The sequence below is a fragment of the Microbacterium galbinum genome (assembly GCF_023091225.1).
In the GTDB taxonomy this organism is placed as follows: Bacteria; Actinomycetota; Actinomycetes; order Actinomycetales; family Microbacteriaceae; genus Microbacterium; species Microbacterium galbinum.
Genome location: NZ_JAHWXM010000001.1, coordinates 1,598,287 through 1,622,259 on the forward strand (window position 1 = coordinate 1,598,287; position 23,973 = coordinate 1,622,259).

Consider the following 23,973-nt stretch of genomic DNA (forward strand, 5'->3'; position numbering starts at 1 on the left):
CGGACCTCACCGATGAAGGGTTCCGTCGCGCATCACCGTCCGGCGGTGTTCGCTTCACAGTAGCGGATGGGTGGGACAGTGCCTCAGGAGCGCGGGGGAAGACCGCGGGCCGCGCGCTCCTCCGCCTCGATCTGCGCGTGCACCTTGCGTTCGGTGCGGTCGAATCGCAGGATGCCGCGGAGCACCATGAAGAAGATGGCGCTGACCCCGAGGGTCGGAAGGATCGACCACGCGGCGGCGACCCAGAAGTTGTCCATACCCCCATGGTACGCGACCTCACTCCTCCTGCGCCGATCCGAAGGGCGGGGCAATCCCTCCACAGGCCCGGTTTTCCGGAACGGGCGGATGCCGCCACCGGGCACACTCGCCTCATGAACACCGTCCTCCGTGCCGCAGATTCCGCCGAGTTCCTCGGCATCGTCCCCCTCCTCGCCGGCTTCACGCCCCGACGCAGCATCGTCATGCTCCCCTTCCAGGGCTCCCGCGCCTACGGCGCGATGCGCATCGACCTTCCCCGCGACGACGTGCCGCTCGAGCACTACGCGGATACCGCGATCGGCCTCGTCTCACGCGTGGCCGCGATCGACGCGGTCGCCGTCGTCGCCTACGTCGACGAGGCGGCTCAGAGCACACCGGACGGGTGGGTCCTCCCCCACGCCGTCGCCCTCGACGAACTGCTCGGTTGCGCCGAGGACGCCGGCCTCCGCATCGTCGACGCGCTGTGCGTCACGCCCGGCGGATGGGCGAGCTACCTCGAAGAGGAACCTCTTCTGCATCCCGTCGAGCCGGTGCGCGCCGAGAGGGTGCCCGGCATCGGAGACGTCTCGGGCGATCAGAACTCCGGTGCCGTGCTCCCCGTCGCCGACCTCGCGCAGAAGGAGCGCGTCGGGCGGGCTCTGCGCGACCTCTCCGAACTGCTCGGGCGCCCGGCGTCGTCGCTGTCCGACGACGAGAACCCCGAGGCCCTGGCCGCCCTCGCGATCCTCGACGACGTGCCCGCGTTCTACGAGCAGCTGCTCGACTCCCGTGGCGATCTGCCGCCCTTCGCGGTCGCCGCACTGCTGTGGTGCCTCGAGCGCCCCGTCTACCGAGACGTGGCACTGCTGCAGTGGGCGTCGGACCACGCCTCCGGTCGACGATCGCTCGGGGCGCAGCTCGACTTCGCCCAGCACGGCCGGTCGATCCCCGACGAGCTCGGCGACATCTTCCTCGGGCGCGGTCCTACACCCGATCCCGATCGGCTCAGCTTCGCCCTCGACGTCGTGCGCACCGCCGCGTCGCGCGCACCGCGTGCCGCCCGCCCCGCCCCGCTCACTGCGGCGGCGTGGCTCTCGTGGGCGCTCGGCCGGTCCACGCACGCGGCGCACTACCTCGACCTGGTGCGCGAGATCGACCCCGACTACGGACTCGCCGCGCTCGTGGGATCGATGATCAACGCCGCAGTGCTGCCGGAATGGACCTTCCGACGCACCGCGGGGCGGACTACTTGACCAGCGGGAAGAGGATGGTCTCGCGGATGCCGAGACCCGTGATCGCCATGAGCAGGCGATCGATGCCCATGCCCATGCCACCGGACGGCGGCATGCCGTGCTCCAGCGCCCGCAGGAACTCGTCGTCGATCGGCATCGCCTCGACGTCGCCGCGCGCGGCGAGCTTGGACTGCTCGACGAAACGCTCGCGCTGGATCACGGGGTCGACGAGCTCGGAGTACCCGGTCGCCAGCTCGAAGCCGCGGATGTACAGGTCCCACTTCTCGACCACTCCGTCGATCGACCGGTGCTCACGCACGAGGGGCGAGGTGTCGACGGGGAAGTCCATGACGAACGTGGGGCGCACCAGGTCGCCCTTCACGAAGTGCTCCCACAGCTCCTCGATGAGCTTGCCGTGGGTCGCCTGGGCGGGCAGATCGACGCCGTTGGCCTCGGCGAAGGCGATGAGGTCGTCGACCGGGTCCTGCGGGGTGAACGTGCGCCCGGCCGCGGCAGACAGCGACTCGTACATCGAGATGCGGTCCCACTCGCCGCCGAGGTCGTACTCGGTGCCGTCGGCCCAGGTCACCATCGTGGAACCTGCGACCGCGATCGCCGCGTTCTGCACGAGCTCCTGAGTGAGAGCGGCCATCTGGTCGTAGTCGCCGTAGGCCTGGTAGGCCTCGAGCATCGCGAACTCGGGGCTGTGCGTCGAGTCGGCGCCCTCGTTGCGGAAGTTGCGGTTGATCTCGTAGACGCGCTCGATACCTCCGACGACCGCACGCTTGAGGTACAGCTCGGGGGCGATGCGCAGGTACAGCTCGGTGTCGAACGCGTTCGAGTGCGTGATGAACGGGCGAGCGGATGCCCCGCCGTGCTGCACCTGCAGCATGGGGGTCTCGACCTCGAGGTAGTCGTGACCGGTGAACGTGGCCCGCAGGCTCGCGTTCACCGCGGCACGGGCGCGCACGGTCTGGCGGGCCTGCTCACGCACGATCAGGTCGAGGTAGCGGCTGCGGACACGACCCTCCTCGCTCAGCTCGGCGTACGCGTTCGGCAGGGGCAGGATCGCCTTCGATGCGATCTCCCAGCCGTCGGCCATGATCGACAGCTCGCCGCGGCGGCTCGAGATGACCTCGCCGTGCACGAAGACGTGGTCTCCCAGGTCGACGTACTCCTTCCAGTCCGCCAGCGACTCCTCGCCGACGTTCGCGAGAGAGATCATCGCCTGGATGCGCGAACCGTCACCCGCCTGCAGGGTCGCGAAGCAGAGCTTGCCGGTGTTGCGGCTGAACACGACGCGGCCGGCGACGCCGACCACGACGCCGGTCTCGGCTCCCGCTTCGAGCTCGTCGGCACCACCCTCGCCGTACTGGGCGCGCAGCGCCGGGATCGTGTGGGTCACCGGGACACCGACCGGGAACGCCCCGCCACCGGCATCCGTCCGCTTCGCGATCAGACGCTCGCGCTTGGCGAGACGCACGGCCTTCTGCTCGTGGATCTCGTCGTCGCCGAGCTCCGTGTTCGAAGGGTCGGTGGGGTTCTGCGCGGGCGCGGCGGACGCGTCGGTCATTCGGGGCTCCTTGGAAAAGTCGTTCCAGTTTACCGAGGCCGTAGGCCGATCCGAGGCCGAGGCTGGGTAGCCTCGAAGAATGGCCGCCCCACGGATCCTCCGCGCCCTCGCCACCACCGCCGCCGTCGCCGGCCTCGTGTTGCTCGCATCGAGCCCCGCGAGCGCCCGAGCATCCGTCTCCGCCGACGTCGACGACTTCTCCTACGCGTCGTGGGACGCCACCTACACGGTGGGCGTCGACGACGAGGGCCGAGCCACCATGCACGTCACCGAGGAGCTCGTCGCCCGATTCCCCGACTTCGACCAGAACCGCGGGATCGTCCGCGGTCTCGCCACCTCCTACGAGAACGCGGGCATCGACACCCGCATCCTCTCCGTCACCGATGAGACGGGCGCCGACGTTCCCTACGAGACCGACACCGACGATGGCGTGCTCTACGTGCTCACCGGCGACGACGACTACGTGCAGGGGCTTCAGACCTACGTGATCGAGTACGAGATGCGCGACGTCGTCCTCGCCGCCGAGACCGGAGTCGACGAGTTCTACTGGGACCTCCTCCCCCTCGACAGCACGCAGGCGATCGAGTCCTTCCGCGCCGACATCCTCTTCGACGACACCCTGACCGCCGCCCTCACCGGCGCCAGCCGCTGCTACGAGGGATACTCCGGGTCGTCGGAGGCATGCACGCTCGAAGGCCCGACGGACACCGCCGACGGCGCCCTCTTCCGCGTCGAATCGGGCGAGCGCGCCGCCGGCGACGGAGTGACCGTCGCGATCGGCTTCGACGCGGGTACCGTCACGCAACCCGCTGCCCGCACCCCGAACCCGGTCACCGACGTCGCACCGATGTTCGCCGCGGTCGGCGGCCTGGGACTGACGGTCGCGAGCTGGTTCGCCGTCTCGGCGGTGCGCAGGAGGCGACGCACCGCCACCGGCATCGTCGTGGCCCAGTACGACGTGCCGGATGCGATGCCCCCGCTGCTCGCGGCCGCGATCCTGCCCGGCGCGAAGGCCGTGATCCCCGCCGAGATCGTGCACCTCGCCGTCCGCGGGGTGCTGCGGATCGAGGAAGGCGCCGAGCCCGAGCGGCCGCGGCTGCGACGCCTTCCCGACGGACGTCTCCCCGACCAGCTCGACGCGGATGCGGTCGACAACCTGTTCCTCGGCGCCGACGACACCGGCGTCGTCGACATCCCCGCCGCGAGCGAGACCTTCGCCGCGCGCATGGGCGTCCTGCAGGCGCTGGGCAAGAAGCAGGCCGAGACCCGCGGGCTCACCGTGCGCGAGCGCGCCCGCGGCGCCGTGATCCTGCAGTGGATCGCGATCGCCGTCGCCGCGATCGGACTGGCGGTGGCGATCTGGGGCGTCGCCACCGGTCGGGTCGGAGCGATTCCGGCGCTCGTGGTCGTCGCCTTCGGGGCCTTCTTCGTGCTCCTGGCGAGCCTCTACGCATTCTCGAAGCACGTCATGCTCACCGCGGAGGGTGCCCGGCAGTACGAGTATCTGCAGGGGGTGCGCGAGTTCATCCGCGTCGCCGAGGCCGACCGTCTGCAGATGCTGCAGTCGTACACGGGGGCGGAGCGCCGGCAGGACGGCAGCGCGAACGTCATCGTGCTCTACGAGCGTCTGCTCCCCTACGCGATGCTCTTCGGCATGGAAGACGAATGGGGCAAGGTGCTCGAGCACGCGTACACGTACGAGCAGCGGGGTCCCGGCTGGATCGGCGACGGTCGCTCACCGTACCTGAGCACCTCACTCGCGGCCTTCGCCGTCTCCACCGCATCGGCATCGTCGTACACGGCCCCGTCGACCGGCAGCTCGTCGAGCTTCGGCGGCTCGAGCGGCGGCGGGTTCTCCGGCGGCGGAGGAGGCGGCGGCTTCTCCGGCGGACGCTGACCCGCACCTCGCGCTCCCCTCACGCGTTCGCGGGCGCCCGTCAGAGCAAAGGCGGAGGATCGGATGCTTCGCGCAGCGCCCGTTCGACGGTGGACTGCACGAGGGCCGAGAGGTAGCCGCCGGGGTTGTCGATGCCGATCTCGCGGAGGCGACCCGTGGCCTGTCCGATGATCGAGCGCGAGAACTCGGTCGCCGTCTGAATCGCATCGGCGTAGGCGGCGCGATCCGCCTCGGCCACGACGACCGGCTCGCAACCGATCTCGACGGCGAGGGCCTGGGCGATCGGCAGGACGGCCGCGGGAGCGGTGACCGCCGCGAACCCCGCCTGCAACTGACGCAGATCGATCGAGGTTCCGGTGAACGTGATCGCCGGGTGTACGGCGAGCGGGATCGCCCCCTTCGCGGCGGCGGGACGCAGTACCTCGATACCGAAGGCGGGGTCGGTGTGCAGCACGAGCTGGCCGATCTGCCATCCGCCGACCTCGGCGATACCGGCGACGAGCGATTCCAACTGGTCGTGCGGCACCGCGATCACCACGAGCTCGGCGCGGCGCACGACCTCGAGTGCGTCGAGCACGGGCACGTCGGGCAGAACGGCCGACGCCCGCTCGTCGTCGGATCCGCTCGTGATCCCCACGACCGCATGCCCGGCGCCGCCGAGGGCCGCGCCGATGACGGGCCCCACGAGACCCGCGCCGATGATGCCGACGCCGAGGCGTCCGTCGCGCTCCACCACGTCACTCCTCCGTCGACGCAGGAGGTGCGGGAGGGGCGGCAGGCGCGGGCGGTGCCGGCGGCTGAGGAGCAGCCGACGCCGGAGGAGCGGGCGGTGCCGGAGGAGCAGGCGGCACCGGAGCAGCAGGCGGCGCACCCGAAGGCAGCGGCGGAACCGGCGGTGCACCCGCATCCGCACCGGGCTGCCCCGCGTACGGCGGAGGCACCGGCGCATACGGCGGCGGTACGGGCGCACCCGCGGCCGCGGCATCCGCTTCTCCTGCATGCTCGCTCCAGCGGTGCGAGGTGTCGCGCGCAGCCGCGGCAGCAGCCCGGCTCGAGACGTCGCCGATCAGTGCAAGGGCGTCGTCGCGCTCGAGGCCCGAGAGGATGCCGTGGATCGGACCGGGAACCGTGTGCACCTGCGCGCCGCTGACGCGCTGCGCACGGTCGATCGGTCCCTGCGAGAGCGAGACGCCCTGCAGCCGCGCGAGCGGGAACACCGCGAGCTTGCGCCACATGACGCCGCGACGCAGGATCAGGCCGAAGTCGGTGACCGTGTAGCCGTGGCGCTTCCACGAGAGGGGGCGACGCCATCCGGCGCGACGCGGCATGGTGCGGTACGGGTCGCCCTCGACCGGTCCGAGGATGCCGTGCTCCCAGATGAGCGGGATGTCGGCCGCCGGCACGTCGGGCAGGATCAGCCCGAGCACCCGCTCGACGTCTGCCCGCTTGCCGACCGGCAGCACGATGTTGAACTGCTGCGCACTGCCCGAGGACTGCTGCGCGGCGCTCTTGCCGCTCATGCGGTTGATCTTGATCGACCACCAGCCGAACGGGCGCCACAGCAGCGACTGCGTGACCTCGACCGCGAAGATACGGCCCGGGGGCAGCGTCTCGGTCACCGTCGTGAGCAGACCGTAGGTGATGCGCACGCCGTCCGGCGTCGGAGCGATCGAGTACCGGAGCGACTTCGAGATCTGCGCCCAGGTGATACCCACGACGGCGATGACGAGGGGGATGCCGATGCCGAGCGCGAGCCCCAGCGAGATGAAGCTCCCGCCCACGTCTCCGTCGAGCAGGGCACCGAAGAACATGAACCCCATCGTGATGCCGAAGATCAGCGCGAAGAAGACGAACCACAGCACGCCCGCGAGCAGCTGCGAGCCGACCAGTCGGCCGGTCGGGATCTTCACGACGCTCTCGGGCGCCACGTCTTCGAGATCGACGCCGGCGATGAGTCCCGTGACGCCGTGGTTCATCGAGTCGACGAGCTGGGCGCGGGTGGTCGTCGGCCCGGCGGGTGCACCGGATGCCGCGGCCTGCCGCGCCGCACGCACGCCCGACGCGAGGCGCAGAATGTCGGCGCGCACGGCCTCGGCCCGCGGGGTGGCGAGGTACTCGAGCTCGACGTTCGCGTCGGTTCCGGCGCCGACGACCTCGAGCTTGGCGAGGCCGATGATGCGCGCCGGGAACGGCCGCGTGAGGTTGACGCCCTGCACGCGGTCGAGCGGGGCGCGGCGGTGCGAGCGGAAGATGATGCCTTTGCGCACCTCGACGTGGTCGCCGGTGATGCGGAACTGCTGGAAGCGCCAGACGAACCAGAAGATCGCGACCAGCACGATCAGGAGCCCGAGCACCGCCAGAAGGGCGATGAGGATCAGGTTGTTCTCGAGCACCCAGTCGACCGGGTCGCCCGAGGAGTAGTCGCTGTAGTGCGTGTCGCTCGGCGTCGTGATGTTCACGAACCAGGCGATCACCCGGTCGCGCAGGTTCGCGAACGTGATGCCCGCGACGATCAGCAGCACCAGCCCGCCCTTGAACAGGGGCGTAAGCGGATGCATCCGATGCCATTCGCCGTCGGCGAGGTTCGACGAATCCGCCTTCCCGGCGGGCGCGGCGTCCGCCGGCGTCGGCGGGGCGGGGAACTGCGGCTCGCTCACAGGCCGGTCCGGCGGGTCTCGGCGACCTCGATGAGCGTGTCGCGCAGCGCCTCGGCCGCGGCCTGCGTGAGGCCGGGGATCTGGACGCCGGTGGTCGCGGCGGCGGTGACCATCTTGAGCTGCGAGATGCCGAAGCCGCGGTCGACCGGACCCTGCGTGATGTCGACGAGCTGCATGCGCCCGTAGGGCACGGCGATCATGCGCTGCCAGAGGATGCCCTTGCGGAAGACGATGTCGTCGGCGCGCAGCATGTAGCCGATCGCCCGCGCCTGCCGCGGCAGGATGATCATCGTCACGACGATCAGCAGCGTCAGAGCGGCGCCGGGGATCCACACCCAGCTCTGGTGCAGCACGAGAGCGAGCACAGCGGCGGCGACGATCACGACGACGAGCAGGAGCGCGTTCTGCAGCAGCTGCGAGATGGCGTAGCGCGGCGAGATCTGGTGCCAGGTGCCGTCGAGCTCGAGGCGGGCCTCGCTGCGCGCCGTGCGGAGAGAGGTGTACACCCCCTGGTCGAGGGCGGCGAGGTCAGTGCCCTCGGCCGGGTTCAGGGGCGCGTTCTCTGGGCTCTGAGTCATCAGGATCCTTCGGCAGGGTGCAGAACTGTTCGGCGACGAGGGCGGCGACCACGAGCACGATTGCTCCCGCGATCAGGGCGATCATCGCCACTGTCGACCCTACCGGGGGATCGATCGGCCGTGTCAGGAGGAAGCCCAGGAGGCCGGCGCCGAAGCCCGCGAGCAGGGCTCCGAGCAGGCTCGAGGCGCGAGCGAGCGTCGCGGCGCGCAGCGCACGGAACGGATCGATGCGGATGCCGGTGCGCACGCTGCGCCGCACCGGCCAGGCGACGGCGAGCGCCGCCGCCGCGATCAGCACGAGCAGCACGGGGAGGAAGATCGAAGGGGTGAAGGTCGCGCGCCCCATCGCCGTCAGCAGCTGATCGAGGAGGAACCCGAGACCGGCGCCGACGACGGCGAGGATGACGAGGAGCCCGGCGGAGGTACGCTGCATCACTCCCCCTGTGCGCGCAGCGCGGCGGCGAGGTCGGCGATGCGGCCGTGACCTGCGAGCTCGGCGTCGGGGTCGACGTCGAGCCAGGGGTCGAGCACGAAGAGCCGCTCGAACGCACGCGGGTGCGGCAGCACGATGCGCGGGTCGTCGGAGACCTCGTCGCCGTACGCGATGAGGTCGAGGTCGAGGGTGCGGTCGCCCCACCGCTCGTGGCGCTCGCGCCCGTTCTCGTCTTCGATCGCATGCAGCATGCCGAGCAGGATCTCGGGGGCGAGACGCGTGGTCACCAGGGCGACCGCGTTCACGTAGCCCGGCGCGTCGGGGTCGGGCCCGTCGACGCGCAGGGCGACGGTCTCGTGCAGCGGAGAGAGTCGTACGTCGGTGACCAGGGGAAGGCGCGCGATGCGCTCGGCCGCGGCGGTGATCGTGGCGTGCCGGTCGCCGAGGTTGGCGCCGAGGGCGACGACGGCCGTGACCGGCTCGCGACCGGGGCCCGGCAGCGGAACCTCGGGCGGTCGGGTGAGGTTGCGGCTCATGCGGCGCCTCCTGCCGTGGTGCGCCCGCGTGTGAGAACCACCGAGACGTCGGCGAACGTGAGGGGAATGGGGGCGTGCGGCTTGTGCACCGTGACGGTGACGTCGTGCACCCGCTCGTCGCCGAGGACGGCGTCGGCGATGCGCGACGCGAGCGTCTCGATCAGGTCGACCGGCTCTCCCGCGACGATCGCCGCCACCTTCTCGGCCAACTCGCCGTAGTGCACCGTGTCGACCACGTCGTCGGATGCCGCGGCCGGGGCGAGGTCGAGACGCAGGCGCAGGTCGATCGTGAACTCCTGCCCGTCGGCGCGCTCGTGGTCGTACACACCGTGCCGGCCGAACACCGTCAGCCCGGTCAGCACGATCTCATCGAGGGAGTCCATCACCCCAGCGTACGCGGGAGCACCGACGACGCAGCGGCCGGCGCTCAGCGCCCTTCCCAGGCGTGCGCGATCGCGAGCGCGTCGCGGGTCGCGGCCACGTCGTGCACGCGCACCGCCCACACGCCGGCGCGCAGCGCGAGAGCGCTGGTCACGGCGGTCGCGAGGTCGCGACGCTGCTCGGTGACGTCGGCATCCGCCTGGCCCAACGTCTCGGCCAGGAACCGCTTGCGTGAGGTGCCGATGAGCACGCGGGGTCCCAGGGCGACGATGTCGTCGAGTCCCCGCAGCAGATCCCAGTTCTGCGCACCCGCCTTGGCGAATCCGATGCCCGGGTCGAGGATCACCCGCGACGGTGCGATGCCCGCCGCGGCGGCTTCGCCCAGGCGCTCCTGCAGCTCTCCGGCGACCTCGCGCGCGATGCGATGGTAGTCGGCGCGGGCGTACATGTCGTCGGAGAAACCGCGCCAGTGCCCGATCGCGTAGTCGGCACCGGACTCGGCGACGGCCGCGCGCATCTCGGGGTCGGCGAGTCCACCCGACACGTCGTTGACGATGCGGGCTCCCGCGCGCACCGCGGCCGCCGCCGTCGAGGCGTTGATCGTGTCGATGCTGAGAGCGACGCCGGTCGCGGCCAGCTGCTCGATCACCGGGATCACGCGCGACTGCTCGGTGGCGGCGTCCACACGCTCCGCGCCGGGACGCGTCGACTCCCCGCCGATGTCGAGCACGGTGGCGCCGTCGGCGCGCAGCTTCAGTGCCCGCGCGACCGCCGAGTCGACGTCGAGGTAGCGTCCGCCGTCGCTGAACGAGTCGGGCGTGACGTTGACGATGCCCCAGATGCCGGTCACGAGAGCGCGCCGGACGACGGACCGATGAGGGCGATGAGCTCGGCGCGCGCGATCGGGTCCTCGTAGATGCCGCGGGCGGCGATGGTGAGGGTGGATGCCTCGGGTTGGCGTCCGCCACGCATCGTCACGCACCCGTGGCTGGCGTCGAGCACGACGAGCACGCCGCGGGTGTCGAGGTTCTCGGCGATCGTGTCGGCGATCTGCTCGCCCAGCCGCTCCTGCACCTGCGGGCGGGCGGCGAGGATCTCGACGACCCGCACCAGCGCACCCAGACCCACGACCTGCTCCCCCGGGAGGTAGGCCAGGTGGGCGCGGCCGGCGAAGGGCAGCAGATGGTGCTCGCACACCGAACGGAAGCGGATGTCGCGCAGCAGCACCGCGCCCGAGGGCAGCGTGTCGGGGGCGGGGCCCCGGGTCACGCTGATCGTGCGCTCGAGCGGAGCCGCGGCATCCTCGCCGACGCCGCCGAAGAACTCCGCGTACAGCTCGGCCATGCGCGCGGGCGTCTGGCGCAGTCCCGGACGATCCGGGTCTTCACCGATCGCCTCGAGCAGCTCACGCGTCAGCCGCTCGATCCGCGCCCTGTCGACGCCCACGATCAGGCCGTCGCGGGACGCGGGTTCGTGGCTCCTGACGGCTCCTGTGCGCGGGCGGTCGCCGAGGGCTCCTCGACGGACGCCGCGACCGGCACGACCTTCTTGGGAACCTCGATCGGCGGCACGTCCGAGACCGGGCGGTCGCTGCTCGACAGCCACAGCGGGCGCTCGGGGAGCTTGCGGATCTCAGTGAAGATCTCGGCGATCTGGTTGTGGTCGAGGGTCTCCTCCTCGAGCAGCGCCAGGGCGAGACGGTCGAGGATGTCGCGGTTCGCGCTGATCACCTCGTAGGCCTCGTCGTGGGCCTGCTCGATGAGCGCGCGCACCTCGGCGTCAACGCGCTCGGCGACCTTCTCGGAGTACTCGCGTCCGCGGCCCATGTCGCGCGCGACGAACATGTCGCCGCCCTCGGAGCCGAGCTTGACCGGACCGACCTCGGTCGTCATGCCGTACTCGATGACCATCTTGCGGGCGATGGAGGTCGCCTTCTCGATGTCGTTCGAGGCGCCAGTGGTCGGATCGTGGAACACGATCTCCTCGGCGACGCGGCCGCCCATCGCGTACGTGAGCTGGTCCTGCAGCTCGTTGCGCGTAACGGAGTACTTGTCTTCGAGCGGCAGCACCATCGTGTAGCCGAGGGCCTTGCCGCGCGGCAGGATCGTGATCTTGGTGACCGGGTCGGTGTAGTTCATCGCCGCGGCGGCGAGCGCGTGCCCGCCCTCGTGGTACGCGGTGATGAGCTTCTCGCGGTCCTTCATCACTCGGGTGCGACGCTGCGGACCGGCGATGACGCGGTCGATCGCCTCGTCGAGCGCGCGGTTGTCGATGAGCTGCGCGTTCGAGCGGGCGGTGAGGAGCGCCGCCTCGTTCAGCACGTTCGCGAGGTCGGCACCGGTGAAGCCCGGCGTCTTGCGGGCGACGACCTCGAGGTCGACGCTCTGCGAGAGCGGCTTGCCCTTGCTGTGCACCTCGAGGATCTTCTGACGGCCCTTGAGGTCGGGAGCGTCGACACCGATCTGGCGGTCGAAACGGCCGGGACGCAGCAGCGCGGGGTCGAGGATGTCGGGGCGGTTCGTCGCCGCGATCACGATGACGTTCGCGTTCGGGTCGAAGCCGTCCATCTCGACGAGCATCTGGTTGAGCGTCTGCTCGCGCTCGTCGTTGCCGCCGCCCATGCCGGCGCCGCGGTGACGACCGACGGCGTCGATCTCGTCGATGAAGATGATCGCCGGGGAGTTCTCCTTGGCCTGGTTGAACAGGTCGCGCACACGCGAGGCTCCGACACCGACGAACATCTCGACGAAGTCCGAACCCGAGATCGAGTAGAAGGGGGCTCCGGCCTCACCGGCGACGGCGCGGGCGAGAAGGGTCTTACCGGTTCCGGGAGGGCCGTACAGCAGCACGCCCTTCGGGATGCGGGCGCCGATCGCCTGGAACTTCGCGGGGTCCTGCAGGAACTCCTTGATCTCATGGAGCTCTTCGATCGCCTCGTCGGCGCCGGCGACGTCGGCGAAGGTGACCGTCGGGGTCTCCTTGTTGACGAGCTTCGCCTTCGACTTGCCGAACTGCATGACCTTGCCGCCGCCGCCCTGCATCGACGACAGGAGCCACCAGAACAGCAGGCCCAGGAGCACGAGCGGCAGGAGGAGCGAGAGGAAGCCGTCGAACCACGTGGCGCGCGGCACGGCGTCGTTGAAGCCCTCCTTGGGGTCGGCGTCGTTGATCGCCGTGACCACCTCGTCGGCGCGGGCGTCGACGTAGTAGAACTGCACCTTGTCGGCGCCCTCGAACGGCTTCGAGAGCGTGAGGTCGACGCGCTGGTCGCCGTCGGTGTTGACCACCTCGGTGACGGTCGAGCCGCCGAGCAGCTTCAGACCCTCCTGCGTGGTGATCTGCTTGGGTGCCGCGATGTTCGAGACCAGCACGAACCCGAGGATCAGCAGCAGGCCGATCACCAGTACGTAGATCAGCGGATTCTTGCCGAGCTTCTTCACATCCATGATCGGATCAGCGTATCGCGCGCGTACTAGGCGCCTGCTGTGCGTTCACCCACGGCGTAGCGCGTCAGGAGTAGACGTGCGGGGCGAGCACCGCGACGTCGCGCAGGTTGCGGTAGCGCTCGTCGAAATCGAGGCCGTAGCCGACGACGAAATCGGTGGGGATGTCGAAGCCCACGTACTTGCAGTCGATGACCACCTTCGCGGCCTCCGGCTTGCGCAACAGGGCGAGCACCTCGATCGACTCGGCGCCGCGCGACTCGAAGTTCTCGAGCAGCCAGCTCAGCGTGAGCCCCGAGTCGATGATGTCCTCGACGATGAGCACGTGCTTGCCGTTCAGGTCGGTGTCGAGGTCCTTGCGGATCTGCACGACACCGCTGGACTTCGTGCTCGCACCGTAGCTCGACACGGCCATCCAGTCCATCGGCGCGTGGAAGGGCAGCGCCCGCGCGAAGTCGGCCATCACCATGACCGCGCCCTTGAGCACGCCGACCAGGATGAGGTCCTTGCCCGCGTAATCGTCGGCGACCCGCAGGGCCAGCTCGTCGAGCTTGGCGAGGATCTGCTCCTCGGTGACGAGGATCTCGGACAGGTCAGCCTGGATTTCCGTGGCGCGCATGGATCGATTTTAGGCGATCGATGACGCCGCTCTCCCCCTGCCCCGGCATCCGCACTACTCTGAGCCGTGAGACGGGCGGAAGCCCACCGACGGAAGGATTCCCATGGCTCTCGACGACATCCTGAAGCAGGTCCCGATCGACGACATCGCGAAGCAGCTCGGCGTCTCACCCGACGTCGCGAAGACCGCGGTCGAGCAGGGCGGTGCGGTGCTTCTCGGAGGGCTCGCGAAGAACGCCTCGACCGACGAGGGCTCGGCGGCGATCCAGAAGGCGCTGAAGAAGCACGAGGGCACGGGCGGCGCCGCCTCGATCAAGGACATCGATCAGGCCGACGGCGACAAGATCGTCACGCACATCCTCGGAGCCGAGGAGAAGAAGAAGGTCACCGAGAAGCTCACGCAGTCCGACAAGACGGCGGGCATCGACTTCGGCAAGCTCCTGCCGATCCTCGCGCCGATCGTGATGGGTCTGATCGCGAACGCCGGCAAGGGCAAGAGCGGCTCCGCCTCGACCGAGTCGCAGGGCGGCGGCGGGATCGGCGACATCATCGGCGGTCTGCTCGGCGGCGGCAACGGCAACTCCGGCGGCGGTGGCGTCGGCGACATCATCGGCGGGCTGCTGGGCGGCGGCAACAAGTCGGGTGACGGCGGCATCGATCTGGGCAACATCGTCGGCGGCCTCTTCGGCGGCAAGAAGTAACGTGCGCCGCCCGCCGCAGGTCAGGTGCGCGCCGTGAAGACGATGCGCCCACCGCGGCGGGCGGCGGCGCACCCGGGCAGGTCGATCGGGCCCTGACCCGACCAGTCGGTCACCAGGCGCGCGACCTCCAGCGTCTGCAGCCGGGTGAGGCTCACCCCGAACTCGCTGTCGACCACGAGGCGGATCACGCGATTGCGCAGGGCCGCGGGGTTCGCGGCGAGCGCCGCGACGCTCACCGAGATGCCGGCCTCGGCGTGCTCGACGATGTCTTCGATGGTCTCGTGGATCATCTCGTCGAACGCCTCGGCGTCTTCGCGCAGCTGTTCGGCGGTGCGCGCGAGGGCCTCGGCGATCCCCGGCCCGATCTCGGTCTCGAGCACGCGGAGCACGCGCTCGCGCACCCGCACCCGGGAGAAACGATCGTCGAGGTTGTGGGGGTCGTCCCAGACATCGAGAGCGGATGCCGCGCAGAAGGCGCGCGTCGTCGTGCGACGCACCGCCAGCAACGGGCGCATCCAGCGCACGCCGTCGTCGTCCTCCCGCACGGGCGCCATGCCCTGCAGGCTCGCGGCTCCGGCGCCGCGGGCCAGCCCGAGCAGAACTGTCTCCGCCTGGTCGTCGAGCGTGTGGCCGAGCAGCACCGCTCGCGCGCCGACCTCGTCGGCGACATCCCGCAGCGCCCGATAGCGCGCGTCCCGCGCCGCCGACTCGGGGCCGTCGTCGGTCGCGTCGTCGACCTCGACCCGCACGACGCGGGCTTCGAGACCGAGGGCCGTCGCCTGCTCGGCGGCCCGCGCGGCGACGGCATCCGATCCCGTCTGAAGGGCGTGATCGACGGTGACGGCGGTCGCGCGGATGCCGACCTTCGGCGCCTCGAAGGCGACCGCGGCGGTCAGTGCCAGGGAGTCCGCTCCCCCGGACAGAGCCACCACGACGGCGGCACCCTCGGGCAGATCGGCCAGTGCGGTGCGCACGGCGCGGCGGATCTCGGCGATGGCGGGGTCGAGTGACGGCATCCCTCCACGCTAGGGCACGGCATCCGCGGGGCGTGCGCCCGCCCCTGCGGCGGCACTATCCTGACGCCGTGACCGCACCGCACCGCACCCCGCCGTTCCGCACCGAGCGGTTCAAGGCCTTCGTCGACGCCGTCGTCGCGATCGCGATGACGCTGCTCATCCTGCCGCTCATGGAGGCGGTGTCGGATGCCGCGTCCGGCAAGCTGACGACGGCGGAGTTCTTCCACGAGCACTCGGGGCAGTTGCTGAGCTTCGCACTGAGCTTCCTGCTCATCGCGACCTTCTGGATGGGACACCACAGTCAGTACCGCGATGTGGAGCGGATCACCACGCCGCTGATCTGGATCAACGTGGCGTGGATGGCCACGATCGTGTGGCTGCCCGTGCCGACGGCCATGCTGGGGCAGATCGACACCGACCCACTGCAGAAGGTCGTGTACATCGGCACGTTGATAGCCACGCAGCTCGCAACGCTGGCCGGCGGCATCTATCTCGGACGGCGCCCGGAGCTCTCGACCGCGCCGCCCTCGACCTACCGCGAGGGGGTGCTCGGCGACCTGGCCGCGATCATCCTGTTCGCTGCGGCACTGCTCGTCGCCGTGCTCGTTCCCGAGATCGGGTACGCCGCCCTCTTCCTGCTGTTGTTGAACGCCCCCGTCTCCCGGCTGGTCGATCGACTGTCTCGCGGGCGTTCGCGCGACTCCGACGTTCAGACGCCCGGACCTGCCGAGTAGGCTTGTCCGCGGCATCCAACCGATTTTTCTCCTGAGGAGCACACGCATGGGCGCACACGACGCCGTCATCGAGATCCCGCGCGGCAGCCGCGTGAAGTACGAGGTCGACCACGAGACCGGGCGAGTGCACCTCGACCGCGTGCTCTACACGACCTTCGGCTACCCGGCCGACTACGGCTACTTCGACAACACGCTCGGCGAGGACGGCGACCCGCTCGACGTGCTCGTGCTGCTCGACCACGCCATCTACCCGGGCGTCGTCGTCGAGGTGCGTCCCGTGGCCGTGCTCAAGATGAGCGACGAGGCCGGCGGCGACGACAAGCTGGTCGCCGTGCTGTCGAAGGACCCGCGCTGGGCGCACATCCAGGACATCGACGACATCGCCGAGTACACGAAGAAGGAGATCGCGCATTTCTTCGAGCACTACAAGGACCTCGAGCCCAACAAGTGGGTCAAGGTCGACGCGTGGGGCGACAAGGCCGAGGCCGAGCGCATCCTCGACGAGGCGATCGTCCGTTTCGGCGAGCAGGGTCACTGACCCCTGGGCCACTGACCCGCCCCTGGGTCGCTGAGCCTGTCGAAGCGAAAGACCCCCGGTTCCGCTCAGCGGCCGGGGGTCTTCTGCATGTCGGGGGCGGATGCTCAGATCGAGATGCCCCGCGCGGCCATGAAGTCGGCCGGGTTCGTGTAGTACCCGTTGATGTAGACCTCGAAGTGGAGGTGGCAGCCGAAGGATCCGCCGGTGTTGCCCGCGTAGGCGATGATCTGCCCGGCCTGCACCTGCTGGCCGGACCTGACCGCGAAGCCGCCGTCGCGGATGTGCGCGTAGCCGGTCGCGACGCCGGTGCCGTGCTGGATGCGGACGTAGTTGCCGTACCCGCCGTTGTAGAACGCGGCGTCGACGACACCGGCGTACGCGGCGTAGATCGCCGCCCCGCAACCGTTGGCGAGGTCGATGCCGTAGTGCCAGCTCGACGAGCATCCGTTCGCGTTGCACTGCTGCGAACGGGGACCGTAACCCGAGCTGCGGTAACCGCCGTGCGGGCGCACCCATCCGCTGCCGCTGCCGGCGGGGGCGCCTCCGCCGCCGCTGTTGCCGCCGGCGTTCGCCGCGGCCTCGGCGGCCTCGCGCTCACGGCGCTTCTTCTCCTCGGCCTCGCGAGCCGCGACACCGGCCTGGTAGCCGGCGACCGTCTTCGTCGTCGTGTCCTTGAGGGCGGCGAGCTGCGCCTGCATGGTGTTGAGGTTCGCCGACTGCTCGTCGAGGGCAGCCTGCGCGGCATCCGCCGCCTGCTGGGCCGCGACCATCTTCTGCTCGGCGATCTTCTGCAGGCGGTCGCGCTCGTCGCGTGCGACCTTCGCCTGGTCGCTGAGCGACTGGGCGGAGTTGCGGGCGGCGACGGCATCGTCGTAGACCGACTGGTTGTATTCGAGGAGCTTGTCCATCGTGCCGAGGCGCGAGAGCAGCTCATCGGCGTTCGCGGCGGAGCCGGCGAAGAACAGCTCGAGGGAGGTGTCGTCGCCACCGTTGCGGTAGATCTGCGCGGCGACCTGGCCGGCCTTGCGAGCGGACTCGTCGGCGACGCCCGCCTGCTCGTCGGCCTTCGCCTGGAGCGTGTCGGCCTCGGCGATAGCTGCGAAGAACTCCTGCTGGGCCGTGAAGTATTCGTCGGAGGCGGTCTTGGCAGCCGCCTGGGTCTGCGCGACCTTCTGCGTGAGGGACTGGATCAGGCCCTCGATGCGCTGGATCTCGGCGCCCTTGGCTGCCTCGTTGTTCTTGGCCTTCTGCACGTCGTCCCAGCTCGGGTACGACGCGGCGTAGGCGGCGGAGACGCCGGAGGTGACCCCGAAGGCGCTGAGGGCGACGACACTGAGCGCGCCGAGCCCGAGCGCGCTGCGACGGCTGAAGCTCTGCTTCCAGAGAGCGTCGCGCTCGGCGGGCGTGGGCGCGCAGCCGCATTCCTCGGATGCTGCAGCTGCTGCGGCATCCTTCGTGATCTGGTCGTTCACACGGCCCCTTCCGCCGGTTTCACACATGTCACAGTAACAACAACTTTCACATGCGCACCAGGGCGCGCGGGTCGGTCGAAGGGCATGCTGACGGGTACATCGTCTCCCGGAACACGCCCGGGAGCGCGCTGACTCGCCCTCGATTCGCGATTTGCCCCGACTATCGCTTATGCTTGAGCGTCGGCAAGGAAGTCCCCCGGGACTGACTCGGCCCCATCGTTTAGCGGCCTAGGACGCCGCCCTTTCACGGCGGTAGCACGGGTTCGAATCCCGTTGGGGTCACCACGTCCGATATAATTGAAAACAAGTATGGCCCTGTAGCGCAGTTGGTTAGCGTGCCGCCCTGTCACGGCGGAGGTCGCGGGTTCAAGTCCCGTCAGGGTCGCTCCGTGCGATGAGCTCTTTCTTCGGAGAGGGCTCTTCGTCTAGGACGCGACAGGTTCGCCGGTCGCGCGGCTCTGTAGCTCAGTTGGTAGAGCGTTCGACTGAAAATCGAAAGGTCACCGGATCGATGCCGGTCGGAGCCACAAGGCTGATCATTACAATCAGCCCAGAAACCCTCGCCTAGCTTCTACATGGCGGGGGTTTTGCTTTGCCCGCCGGCATCCGCTGGCCTGGAGCGCAATAGCCCCGGGAGGTCTTTCGCCCGGCGCGCATCTCGGGTGTACTTCTCCGATGCGATCCGTGAATCCGATCCCCGGCAACCCCTGGCCGCACGACATGGTCATCCGTATCGAAGACGCACCGCATGCGCTCTTCGAACTCCTCTGGTTGCGCGAGGCGTACGGGCTCCGGCCCACCGGCGACGACCTTCCGCCGCTCCTCGTCCGGACTCCCGCGCCGGCTGCAGCCGTGCTCGACGCGGACACCCGGGCTCACTGGGAGAGAGCGTGGAATCGACTCTGGCGGGCGGCCTCCGTCCATGCCGGCCGCGAGCAGGATCACGACCAGTTCCCGCGACTGCTCGCGATGGAACCGGGCGACCCCGATCGCGAGAACCTCCTCCGCGACATGATGGGCCCGACCTGGCGCGACGAGTTCGGCGACGCCGCCTTCGACGACCCTTCCTACACCGACCACGAACACTCGGCCTTCGAAGAGCGCGCCGCCGCGCGCCCGCACACCCTCACCGACAACCCGGAGCACCGCGACCTGGAGGCCCTCATCCCCGCGTGGCGGGCGGGACTCACGACGATCATCACGATCCCGTGCCAGAGCGAGCACACCCGTCGCGTCGGTGACAACGCCCTCCTCGTCACGGCCGGCACACGAGCCGACAGCGTGGCATATCGGCGTGCTCTCTCCTCGTTCCCCTGACCCGGGCGAGAGGATGGAGGTATGCCCTCGAACTCGCGCCGGCGACTGCTCGCCTCGATGCAGCGGATCCTGCACAACGATCCCTCGAACGTCGCGCACACCGAGGCCATGCCGATCATCGACGAACGCACGGTGCCCCGCGTGCTCGACCTCGCCACGCGCATCGGCGAATCGATGTTCGCGGTCGGCGCCTCCGCTCACGAGGTGACGCTCGCGATCACCCGGGTGTGCGAGGCCTATGCCCTCAAGGGGGTGCAGGTCGACGTCACCTACAACTCGGTGACCGTCTCGTTCCACCTGAGCGGCGAGGTGTGGCCCGAGACTCTGCTGCGCGTCGTGCGCGTCGCCGCCCCCGACCACGCCAAACTGCAACGCGTGCAGGCGCTCGTCGCCGACGTCGAAGCGGGGCTCGACCTGGAGTCCGCCCGCACCGCGTTCCGCGTGATCCGGCGCGTGCCGTTCCGCTACCAGCAGTCCGTGGTCGTCGTCGCCCGGGCGATGCTCGCCGTCGGCGTCAGCATCCTTCTCGGCGCGTCACCGATCATCGTGGGACTCACCTTCATCGCCGCCCTCGCCGCCGCCCTCACGCAGGCCGGCCTCGCACGCGTTCGGGTTCCCCTCTTCTTCAGCCAGATCGCCGGAGGATTCGTCACCACTGTGGTCGCGGTCGCCGTATCGGCGCTCGGGTCCGCCGGGATCGAGCCGTTCGTCGGCATCCGCCCCTCGATCATCGTCGCATCGGGCATCGTGCTCATGCTCGCCGGGCTCACGGTCGTCGGCGCCGCGCAGGATGCGATCGACGGGTTCGCGCTCACCGCCGGCGGACGCATCCTCGACCTCACGATGCAGACCCTCGGTGTGGTGATCGGCATCCTCGTCGGACTCGAGCTCGGTAGCGTGCTCGGGTTCACGATGGACCTGCCCGACGACCCCGCCCCGTTCGGTCCCCTGCTCGGGGTCTTCGCCGGGGCGATCATCATCGCCGTCGCCGTCGCCGTGTTCAACGGCGCCGGCATCCGCATCATCCTCGTCAGCGCTCTGCTCAGCGCGATCACGATCGCCGGGTACACGGCATCCGTCGCCCTCAATCTGCACCCGGCCGCGGCGAGCGCGATCGGCGCTCTGCTCGCGAGCTTCGTCGGGGTGCTGATCGCCCACAACCTGCACGTTCCGTCGGTCGCGGTGACGACCGCGGCCATCGTGCCGCTCGTGCCCGGAGTGGCGGTATTCCAGGGGCTGCTCGAGATGGTGCACAACGGCGGCACCAGCATGGGCGTCGTCGGCGCGGGCGGCTCGCTGATCGACGCCGCCGTCATCGGGATCGGTCTCGCCTCGGGGGCGTCGCTCGGTCTGTACCTCGGCACCCCGGTGCGCGCGACCCTCGGCAGCGTCACGAAGACGCGAGCGCGTACTCGGCGCTGACCGGCTGTTTCGCCGTGCGTCATGGGGACATCTCCCCAATGACAATTCGCGCAAGACCTCGCTCCGATCGCATACAGCGCGCTCACAGGTTGGCTAGGTTGGGCGTGTCCCCGGGCACGCGCAAGCGCTTTCGCGCGCGCCGTCGATCACCTGCACTGCGAAATATCGAGACGAGAAGATGACCCCCAACAAGAGAAGAGTGCTGGCCGGCGGTACCACCGCGGCCATCATCCTCGCGCTGTCCGGCGCGTTGATCCCCACGGCCGCCACGGCTGACGAAGACGGCGCGGCGCCGACGAGCGGAGCGTCGTTCGACGCGAACGCCAAGCAGCTGCTCACGACCGACGGCGTCGAAGCCGTCGGCACGAACGCCGACGGCCAGGTCGTCGTCTACACGACCGCACCGCAGGACTCCCTGCCGGGCGAAGCGGATGCCTTCGTCGACGGTCACTCGAACGTCGTCGTCAAGGTGCTCGATGCTCCGCTCGAGTCCCTGGCGACCACCGATGTCGTCGCCGGTGCCGGTTACCTCGCCTTCGACCCGGCATCCCCGGAGGTCGGCGGTCTCTGCTCGATCGGCTTCTCGGGCTGGACGCCCACCGGCGATCCCGCGATCATCTCCGCCGGTCACTGCACTGACGACGGCGCGTACACGTTCAGCGCTCTGACGCTCCCGACCGGCGACCCGGCGGGTGGCGGCGACCCCGAGAACGGCGACGTGGCTCTCGTGGACGGCCTCGCCGAGCTCTCCTTCTCGCAGTACGGCGGCCCGGGCAACTCGACCGGCGCCAGCGGAGACCTCACCTCGACCGACATCTCGGTATGGGACGTGCAGAACGTCGACCTCACGCTGCTCCCGGAGATCACCGACTGGACGACCTCTGCGTCGGAGGACCTCTCACTCAGCACCACGCCGGTGCGTGCCGTGGGCGCTCCGCAGTTCGGCACCGTGAGCAAGTCCGGCCGGACGACCGGTCTGAGTTCCGGGCAGGTGACGGAGACCGGCGTCTGGGCGAACGTCAGCGGACGCCTCGTCTACGGCTTCCTCACGTCCGCGAACTCGGCTGAGGGCGACTCGGGCGGCGCGGTCTACCAGGGAAACACGGCCGTCGGCATCCTGTCCGGCGGCGGAACGGGCCCCGACGGTCCGGTGATGTTCGCAGCCGACCTGCAGAACGCACTCTCCCTCACCGGCGGCTACACCGTCGCGCTCTACGTCGACGCTCCGACCGTCACCTCGCCCGCTCAGGTCGGTATCGGCGGTGCGATCACCGGCACCGGAGCCGCAGGTCAGACGCTCGTCGTCACCCAGGCCGAGGGCGCACCCTTCGAGGTGCCGATCGACGGTAACGGCAACTGGTCGTTCCCCGCGCCGCCCGAGGTCGGCGAGTACGAGTTCAGCGCGATCGTGCGCAACGGCTTCAACGAGTCGGCGGCGACGCCGTTCGCGGTCGCTGTGCTCCCGGCAGCCCCGGTCTTCACGTCGCCCGCGAACGGTGACCGCATCGTGTCGGAGGTCACCGAGATCTCCGGAACCGGCGAGATCGGCGCGACGGTCACCCTGACCGGCGACGTCACCGATGAGGCCACGGTCGGCGAGGACGGCACCTGGAGCGTCGAGGTCGACCTCGGCATCGACGCCTACTCGGTCAGCGCCACGCAGGAGCTCGACGGCATCACCTCGGCATCTGCGACCTCGGCCTTCGCCGTGATCCCGACGGCCCCGATCGTCGACGCACCGCTGGCCGGAGGCGCCTACGCCTTCGCCAGCGCCCCGACGGCCGCGACCGGAACGGGCATCGAGGAGGCCGCGATCAGCGTCACCCTGAATGGTGCGGATGCCGGATCGACCACCGTCGCCGACGGCGCATGGAGCGTTCCGCTCACCGCCCAGGCGGGCGAGTTCTCGCTCGTCGTGACGCAGACCGTCAACGGTCAGAGCAACAGCACGACCGTCTCGTACGAGGTCGCGGCGGCTCCCACCACGGGCGGCGGCGCGGGCGAGGGCTCGGGCAGCGCCCCGGGTTCGCTCGCCAACACCGGTATGACCGATGCGACGCCGTACGTGGTGACGGCGGCGGCCCTGCTGCTCCTCGGCGCAGCACTGCTCACCGTCCGTCGGATGCGGACGCGCAACACCCTCTGATCCGATCCTGATCTGATCGCCGTCGGGCGGTGCGGGCTCCGGCTCGCACCGCCCGACGTGTTTCCCCCGCGCCCCCGGATTCGTCCGGCTCGCGGCACCTCGATACGCTCGAAGAATGCTCGAGACACTCACCGGATTCGTCGTGGTGGGCGTCGCGATCATCGTCGGCTACGTGCTGGCACGGATCGATCTGCTCGGCGAGCACGCGCGTCCGGTGTTGAGCCGCCTGGTCTTCTTCGTGCTCTCGCCGTTCCTGCTCTTCACCGTTCTCGCGCACGCCGACGCGACGATGCTGTTCTCGTCGTTGCTGCCCGTGTCGGCCATCGCCGCGGTCGTCGTGATCCTGATCCACACCCTCGTCGCGCGCTTCGCCTGGCGTCGGTCGGTGGCCGAGACGACGATCGGCGCTCTCTCGGCCGGTCAGGTCAACTCGAACAACATCGGCCTGCCCCTCTCCCTCTATCTGCTGGGGAGTGCGGCATTCCCCGCGCCGGTGATCCTTCTGCAGCTCCTGGTCTTCACGCCGGTCTCGCTCACGATCCTCGACGCCGCCACGGCCGAGCGCACCTCTCTGCGCCGCACGCTGCTGCGCACCGCGACGAACCCGATCATCATCGGCGCCCTGCTCGGAACCCTGGTGTCGGTCACAGGCCTGCAACTCCCGGAGATCGTCCTGGCACCCGCGCAGTTGATCGCGGATGCCGCGGTGCCGGTGCTCCTCATCAGCTACGGCATGTCATTGCACGGCCAGCGCGTGCTCGGCACGCGGGGGCACCGACGCGATGTCGTCGTGGCGAGCATCCTGAAGCTGGCGGTCATGCCACTGGTCGCGTGGGTCTTCGCCCAGTTCGTGTTCGGGCTCACCACGCACGAGGTGCTGATCGTCACGGTGCTCGCGGCTCTGCCGACCGCGCAGAACGTGTTCAACTACTCGCAGCGCTACGGCGTCGGCGAGGCGATCTCCCGTGACACCGTCTTCCTGACGACGATCGGATGCCTGCCCGTGCTGCTCCTGATCATGCTGCTTCTCGGCTGACGCCGG

The 23,973-nt window shown here is 69.9% G+C and carries 23 protein-coding genes and 3 tRNA genes; 12 read left to right on the forward strand and 14 right to left on the reverse strand.

Annotated features, from left to right (window positions below; translation table 11 throughout):
- Window positions 1-83: 83 nt before the first annotated feature.
- Complete coding sequence (locus KZC52_RS07720; protein ID WP_247623465.1) at window positions 84-257, reverse strand: hypothetical protein; 174 nt, start codon at window positions 255-257, stop codon at window positions 84-86.
- A 114-nt stretch (window positions 258-371) separates the two neighbouring features.
- Here KZC52_RS07720 and KZC52_RS07725 point away from each other — a divergent pair, with 114 nt between their 5' ends.
- Window positions 372-1,490, forward strand: a complete 1,119-nt coding sequence (locus KZC52_RS07725; protein WP_247623466.1) for a DUF4192 family protein — start codon at window positions 372-374, stop codon at window positions 1,488-1,490.
- Here KZC52_RS07725 and lysS read toward each other — a convergent pair.
- A complete protein-coding gene (gene lysS / locus KZC52_RS07730) occupies window positions 1,483-3,042 on the reverse strand; it encodes a lysine--tRNA ligase (RefSeq protein ID WP_247623467.1) in 1,560 nt (519 codons plus the stop codon). The genes KZC52_RS07725 and lysS overlap by 8 nt on opposite strands.
- 79 nt (window positions 3,043-3,121) lie before the next feature.
- Here lysS and KZC52_RS07735 point away from each other — a divergent pair, with 79 nt between their 5' ends.
- Window positions 3,122-4,939 (forward strand): DUF2207 domain-containing protein, encoded by a 1,818-nt coding sequence (locus KZC52_RS07735; protein ID WP_247623468.1) that lies wholly within the window; start codon window positions 3,122-3,124, stop codon window positions 4,937-4,939.
- A 40-nt stretch (window positions 4,940-4,979) separates the two neighbouring features.
- On the opposite strand, the gene KZC52_RS07740 is transcribed toward KZC52_RS07735, so the two are convergent.
- The 10 genes from KZC52_RS07740 to hpt all read right to left on the reverse strand — a co-directional run bounded on the left by KZC52_RS07740 (window position 4,980) and on the right by hpt (window position 13,586).
- Window positions 4,980-5,672, reverse strand: coding sequence for a DUF2520 domain-containing protein (locus KZC52_RS07740; protein ID WP_247624730.1), 693 nt, complete (start codon window positions 5,670-5,672; stop codon window positions 4,980-4,982).
- Window positions 5,673-5,676: 4 nt separating this feature from the next.
- Window positions 5,677-7,596, reverse strand: a complete 1,920-nt coding sequence (locus tag KZC52_RS07745; RefSeq protein WP_308194250.1) for a PH domain-containing protein — start codon at window positions 7,594-7,596, stop codon at window positions 5,677-5,679.
- Window positions 7,593-8,174: a PH domain-containing protein gene (locus KZC52_RS07750; protein ID WP_247623469.1), complete on the reverse strand. Its 582-nt coding sequence runs from the start codon at window positions 8,172-8,174 to the stop codon at window positions 7,593-7,595. The genes KZC52_RS07745 and KZC52_RS07750 overlap by 4 nt, the downstream gene beginning before the upstream one ends.
- A complete protein-coding gene (locus KZC52_RS07755; RefSeq protein ID WP_247623470.1) occupies window positions 8,125-8,607 on the reverse strand; it encodes a DUF3180 domain-containing protein in 483 nt (160 codons plus the stop codon). The genes KZC52_RS07750 and KZC52_RS07755 overlap by 50 nt, the downstream gene beginning before the upstream one ends.
- Window positions 8,607-9,143, reverse strand: a complete 537-nt coding sequence (gene folK, locus KZC52_RS07760) for a 2-amino-4-hydroxy-6-hydroxymethyldihydropteridine diphosphokinase (RefSeq protein ID WP_247623471.1) — start codon at window positions 9,141-9,143, stop codon at window positions 8,607-8,609. Before folK ends, KZC52_RS07755 begins: the two co-directional genes overlap by 1 nt.
- Window positions 9,140-9,526 carry a dihydroneopterin aldolase gene (gene folB / locus KZC52_RS07765; RefSeq protein WP_247623472.1) on the reverse strand — a complete coding sequence of 129 codons (387 nt, stop codon included), beginning with the start codon at window positions 9,524-9,526 and terminating at the stop codon, window positions 9,140-9,142. Before folB ends, folK begins: the two co-directional genes overlap by 4 nt.
- 44 nt (window positions 9,527-9,570) lie before the next feature.
- Entirely contained in the window at window positions 9,571-10,374 is an 804-nt protein-coding gene (gene folP / locus KZC52_RS07770) for a dihydropteroate synthase (RefSeq protein WP_247623473.1), read from the reverse strand.
- Window positions 10,371-10,970, reverse strand: coding sequence for a GTP cyclohydrolase I (gene folE, locus KZC52_RS07775; RefSeq protein ID WP_247623474.1), 600 nt, complete (start codon window positions 10,968-10,970; stop codon window positions 10,371-10,373). Before folE ends, folP begins: the two co-directional genes overlap by 4 nt.
- 2 nt (window positions 10,971-10,972) lie before the next feature.
- The gene (gene ftsH, locus KZC52_RS07780; RefSeq protein ID WP_247623475.1) at window positions 10,973-12,970 is read right to left on the reverse strand and encodes an ATP-dependent zinc metalloprotease FtsH; all 1,998 of its coding nucleotides are present in this window, start codon (window positions 12,968-12,970) and stop codon (window positions 10,973-10,975) included.
- Between the two features lie 64 nt (window positions 12,971-13,034).
- Complete coding sequence (gene hpt / locus KZC52_RS07785; protein WP_247623476.1) at window positions 13,035-13,586, reverse strand: hypoxanthine phosphoribosyltransferase; 552 nt, start codon at window positions 13,584-13,586, stop codon at window positions 13,035-13,037.
- A gap of 103 nt (window positions 13,587-13,689) precedes the next feature.
- On the opposite strand from hpt, the gene KZC52_RS07790 reads away from it, so the two are divergent.
- On the forward strand, window positions 13,690-14,286 hold the full coding sequence (locus tag KZC52_RS07790; protein WP_247623477.1) for a DUF937 domain-containing protein: 597 nt from the start codon (window positions 13,690-13,692) through the stop codon (window positions 14,284-14,286).
- A gap of 20 nt (window positions 14,287-14,306) precedes the next feature.
- Here KZC52_RS07790 and tilS read toward each other — a convergent pair whose 3' ends face one another.
- On the reverse strand, window positions 14,307-15,302 hold the full coding sequence (tilS, locus tag KZC52_RS07795) for a tRNA lysidine(34) synthetase TilS (protein WP_247623478.1): 996 nt from the start codon (window positions 15,300-15,302) through the stop codon (window positions 14,307-14,309).
- A 68-nt stretch (window positions 15,303-15,370) separates the two neighbouring features.
- Between tilS and KZC52_RS07800 the strand changes: the two genes are divergently transcribed.
- Entirely contained in the window at window positions 15,371-16,036 is a 666-nt protein-coding gene (locus tag KZC52_RS07800) for a TMEM175 family protein (protein WP_247623479.1), read from the forward strand.
- Window positions 16,037-16,082: 46 nt separating this feature from the next.
- A complete protein-coding gene (locus KZC52_RS07805) occupies window positions 16,083-16,574 on the forward strand; it encodes an inorganic diphosphatase (RefSeq protein WP_045254862.1) in 492 nt (163 codons plus the stop codon).
- Window positions 16,575-16,678: 104 nt separating this feature from the next.
- Here the strand turns inward: KZC52_RS07805 and KZC52_RS07810 are convergent, their stop codons facing one another.
- Window positions 16,679-18,046 (reverse strand): peptidoglycan DD-metalloendopeptidase family protein, encoded by a 1,368-nt coding sequence (locus KZC52_RS07810; RefSeq protein ID WP_247623480.1) that lies wholly within the window; start codon window positions 18,044-18,046, stop codon window positions 16,679-16,681.
- A 209-nt stretch (window positions 18,047-18,255) separates the two neighbouring features.
- Here KZC52_RS07810 and KZC52_RS07815 point away from each other — a divergent pair.
- From KZC52_RS07815 to KZC52_RS07845, 7 genes are all read left to right on the forward strand, one after another.
- Window positions 18,256-18,331 (forward strand) — tRNA-Glu (locus KZC52_RS07815).
- A 26-nt stretch (window positions 18,332-18,357) separates the two neighbouring features.
- A tRNA-Asp gene (locus tag KZC52_RS07820) sits at window positions 18,358-18,431 on the forward strand.
- A 69-nt stretch (window positions 18,432-18,500) separates the two neighbouring features.
- Window positions 18,501-18,573 (forward strand) — tRNA-Phe (locus KZC52_RS07825).
- 157 nt (window positions 18,574-18,730) lie between these two features.
- Entirely contained in the window at window positions 18,731-19,363 is a 633-nt protein-coding gene (locus tag KZC52_RS07830) for a hypothetical protein (protein ID WP_247623481.1), read from the forward strand.
- Between the two features lie 21 nt (window positions 19,364-19,384).
- Window positions 19,385-20,785 (forward strand): threonine/serine exporter family protein, encoded by a 1,401-nt coding sequence (locus KZC52_RS07835; RefSeq protein WP_247623482.1) that lies wholly within the window; start codon window positions 19,385-19,387, stop codon window positions 20,783-20,785.
- A gap of 178 nt (window positions 20,786-20,963) precedes the next feature.
- Window positions 20,964-22,931, forward strand: a complete 1,968-nt coding sequence (locus tag KZC52_RS07840; RefSeq protein WP_247623483.1) for a S1 family peptidase — start codon at window positions 20,964-20,966, stop codon at window positions 22,929-22,931.
- 115 nt (window positions 22,932-23,046) lie between these two features.
- Window positions 23,047-23,967 (forward strand): AEC family transporter, encoded by a 921-nt coding sequence (locus KZC52_RS07845; protein ID WP_247623484.1) that lies wholly within the window; start codon window positions 23,047-23,049, stop codon window positions 23,965-23,967.
- Window positions 23,968-23,973: the final 6 nt, after the last annotated feature.

Coding starts and splice junctions, on each gene's coding strand:
- KZC52_RS07720 (WP_247623465.1), bottom strand. CDS start 257: ATGGACAACTTCTGGGTCGCCGCCGCGTGGTCGATCCTTCCGACCCTC.
- ftsH (WP_247623475.1), bottom strand. CDS start 12,970: ATGGATGTGAAGAAGCTCGGCAAGAATCCGCTGATCTACGTACTGGTG.
- KZC52_RS07840 (WP_247623483.1), top strand. CDS start 20,964: ATGACCCCCAACAAGAGAAGAGTGCTGGCCGGCGGTACCACCGCGGCC.
- KZC52_RS07725 (WP_247623466.1), top strand. CDS start 372: ATGAACACCGTCCTCCGTGCCGCAGATTCCGCCGAGTTCCTCGGCATC.
- KZC52_RS07750 (WP_247623469.1), bottom strand. CDS start 8,174: ATGACTCAGAGCCCAGAGAACGCGCCCCTGAACCCGGCCGAGGGCACT.
- KZC52_RS07845 (WP_247623484.1), top strand. CDS start 23,047: ATGCTCGAGACACTCACCGGATTCGTCGTGGTGGGCGTCGCGATCATC.
- tilS (WP_247623478.1), bottom strand. CDS start 15,302: ATGCCGTCACTCGACCCCGCCATCGCCGAGATCCGCCGCGCCGTGCGC.
- folB (WP_247623472.1), bottom strand. CDS start 9,526: ATGGACTCCCTCGATGAGATCGTGCTGACCGGGCTGACGGTGTTCGGC.
- KZC52_RS07835 (WP_247623482.1), top strand. CDS start 19,385: ATGCCCTCGAACTCGCGCCGGCGACTGCTCGCCTCGATGCAGCGGATC.
- hpt (WP_247623476.1), bottom strand. CDS start 13,586: ATGCGCGCCACGGAAATCCAGGCTGACCTGTCCGAGATCCTCGTCACC.
- KZC52_RS07805 (WP_045254862.1), top strand. CDS start 16,083: ATGGGCGCACACGACGCCGTCATCGAGATCCCGCGCGGCAGCCGCGTG.
- KZC52_RS07790 (WP_247623477.1), top strand. CDS start 13,690: ATGGCTCTCGACGACATCCTGAAGCAGGTCCCGATCGACGACATCGCG.
- KZC52_RS07755 (WP_247623470.1), bottom strand. CDS start 8,607: ATGCAGCGTACCTCCGCCGGGCTCCTCGTCATCCTCGCCGTCGTCGGC.
- lysS (WP_247623467.1), bottom strand. CDS start 3,042: ATGACCGACGCGTCCGCCGCGCCCGCGCAGAACCCCACCGACCCTTCG.
- folK (WP_247623471.1), bottom strand. CDS start 9,143: ATGAGCCGCAACCTCACCCGACCGCCCGAGGTTCCGCTGCCGGGCCCC.
- KZC52_RS07735 (WP_247623468.1), top strand. CDS start 3,122: ATGGCCGCCCCACGGATCCTCCGCGCCCTCGCCACCACCGCCGCCGTC.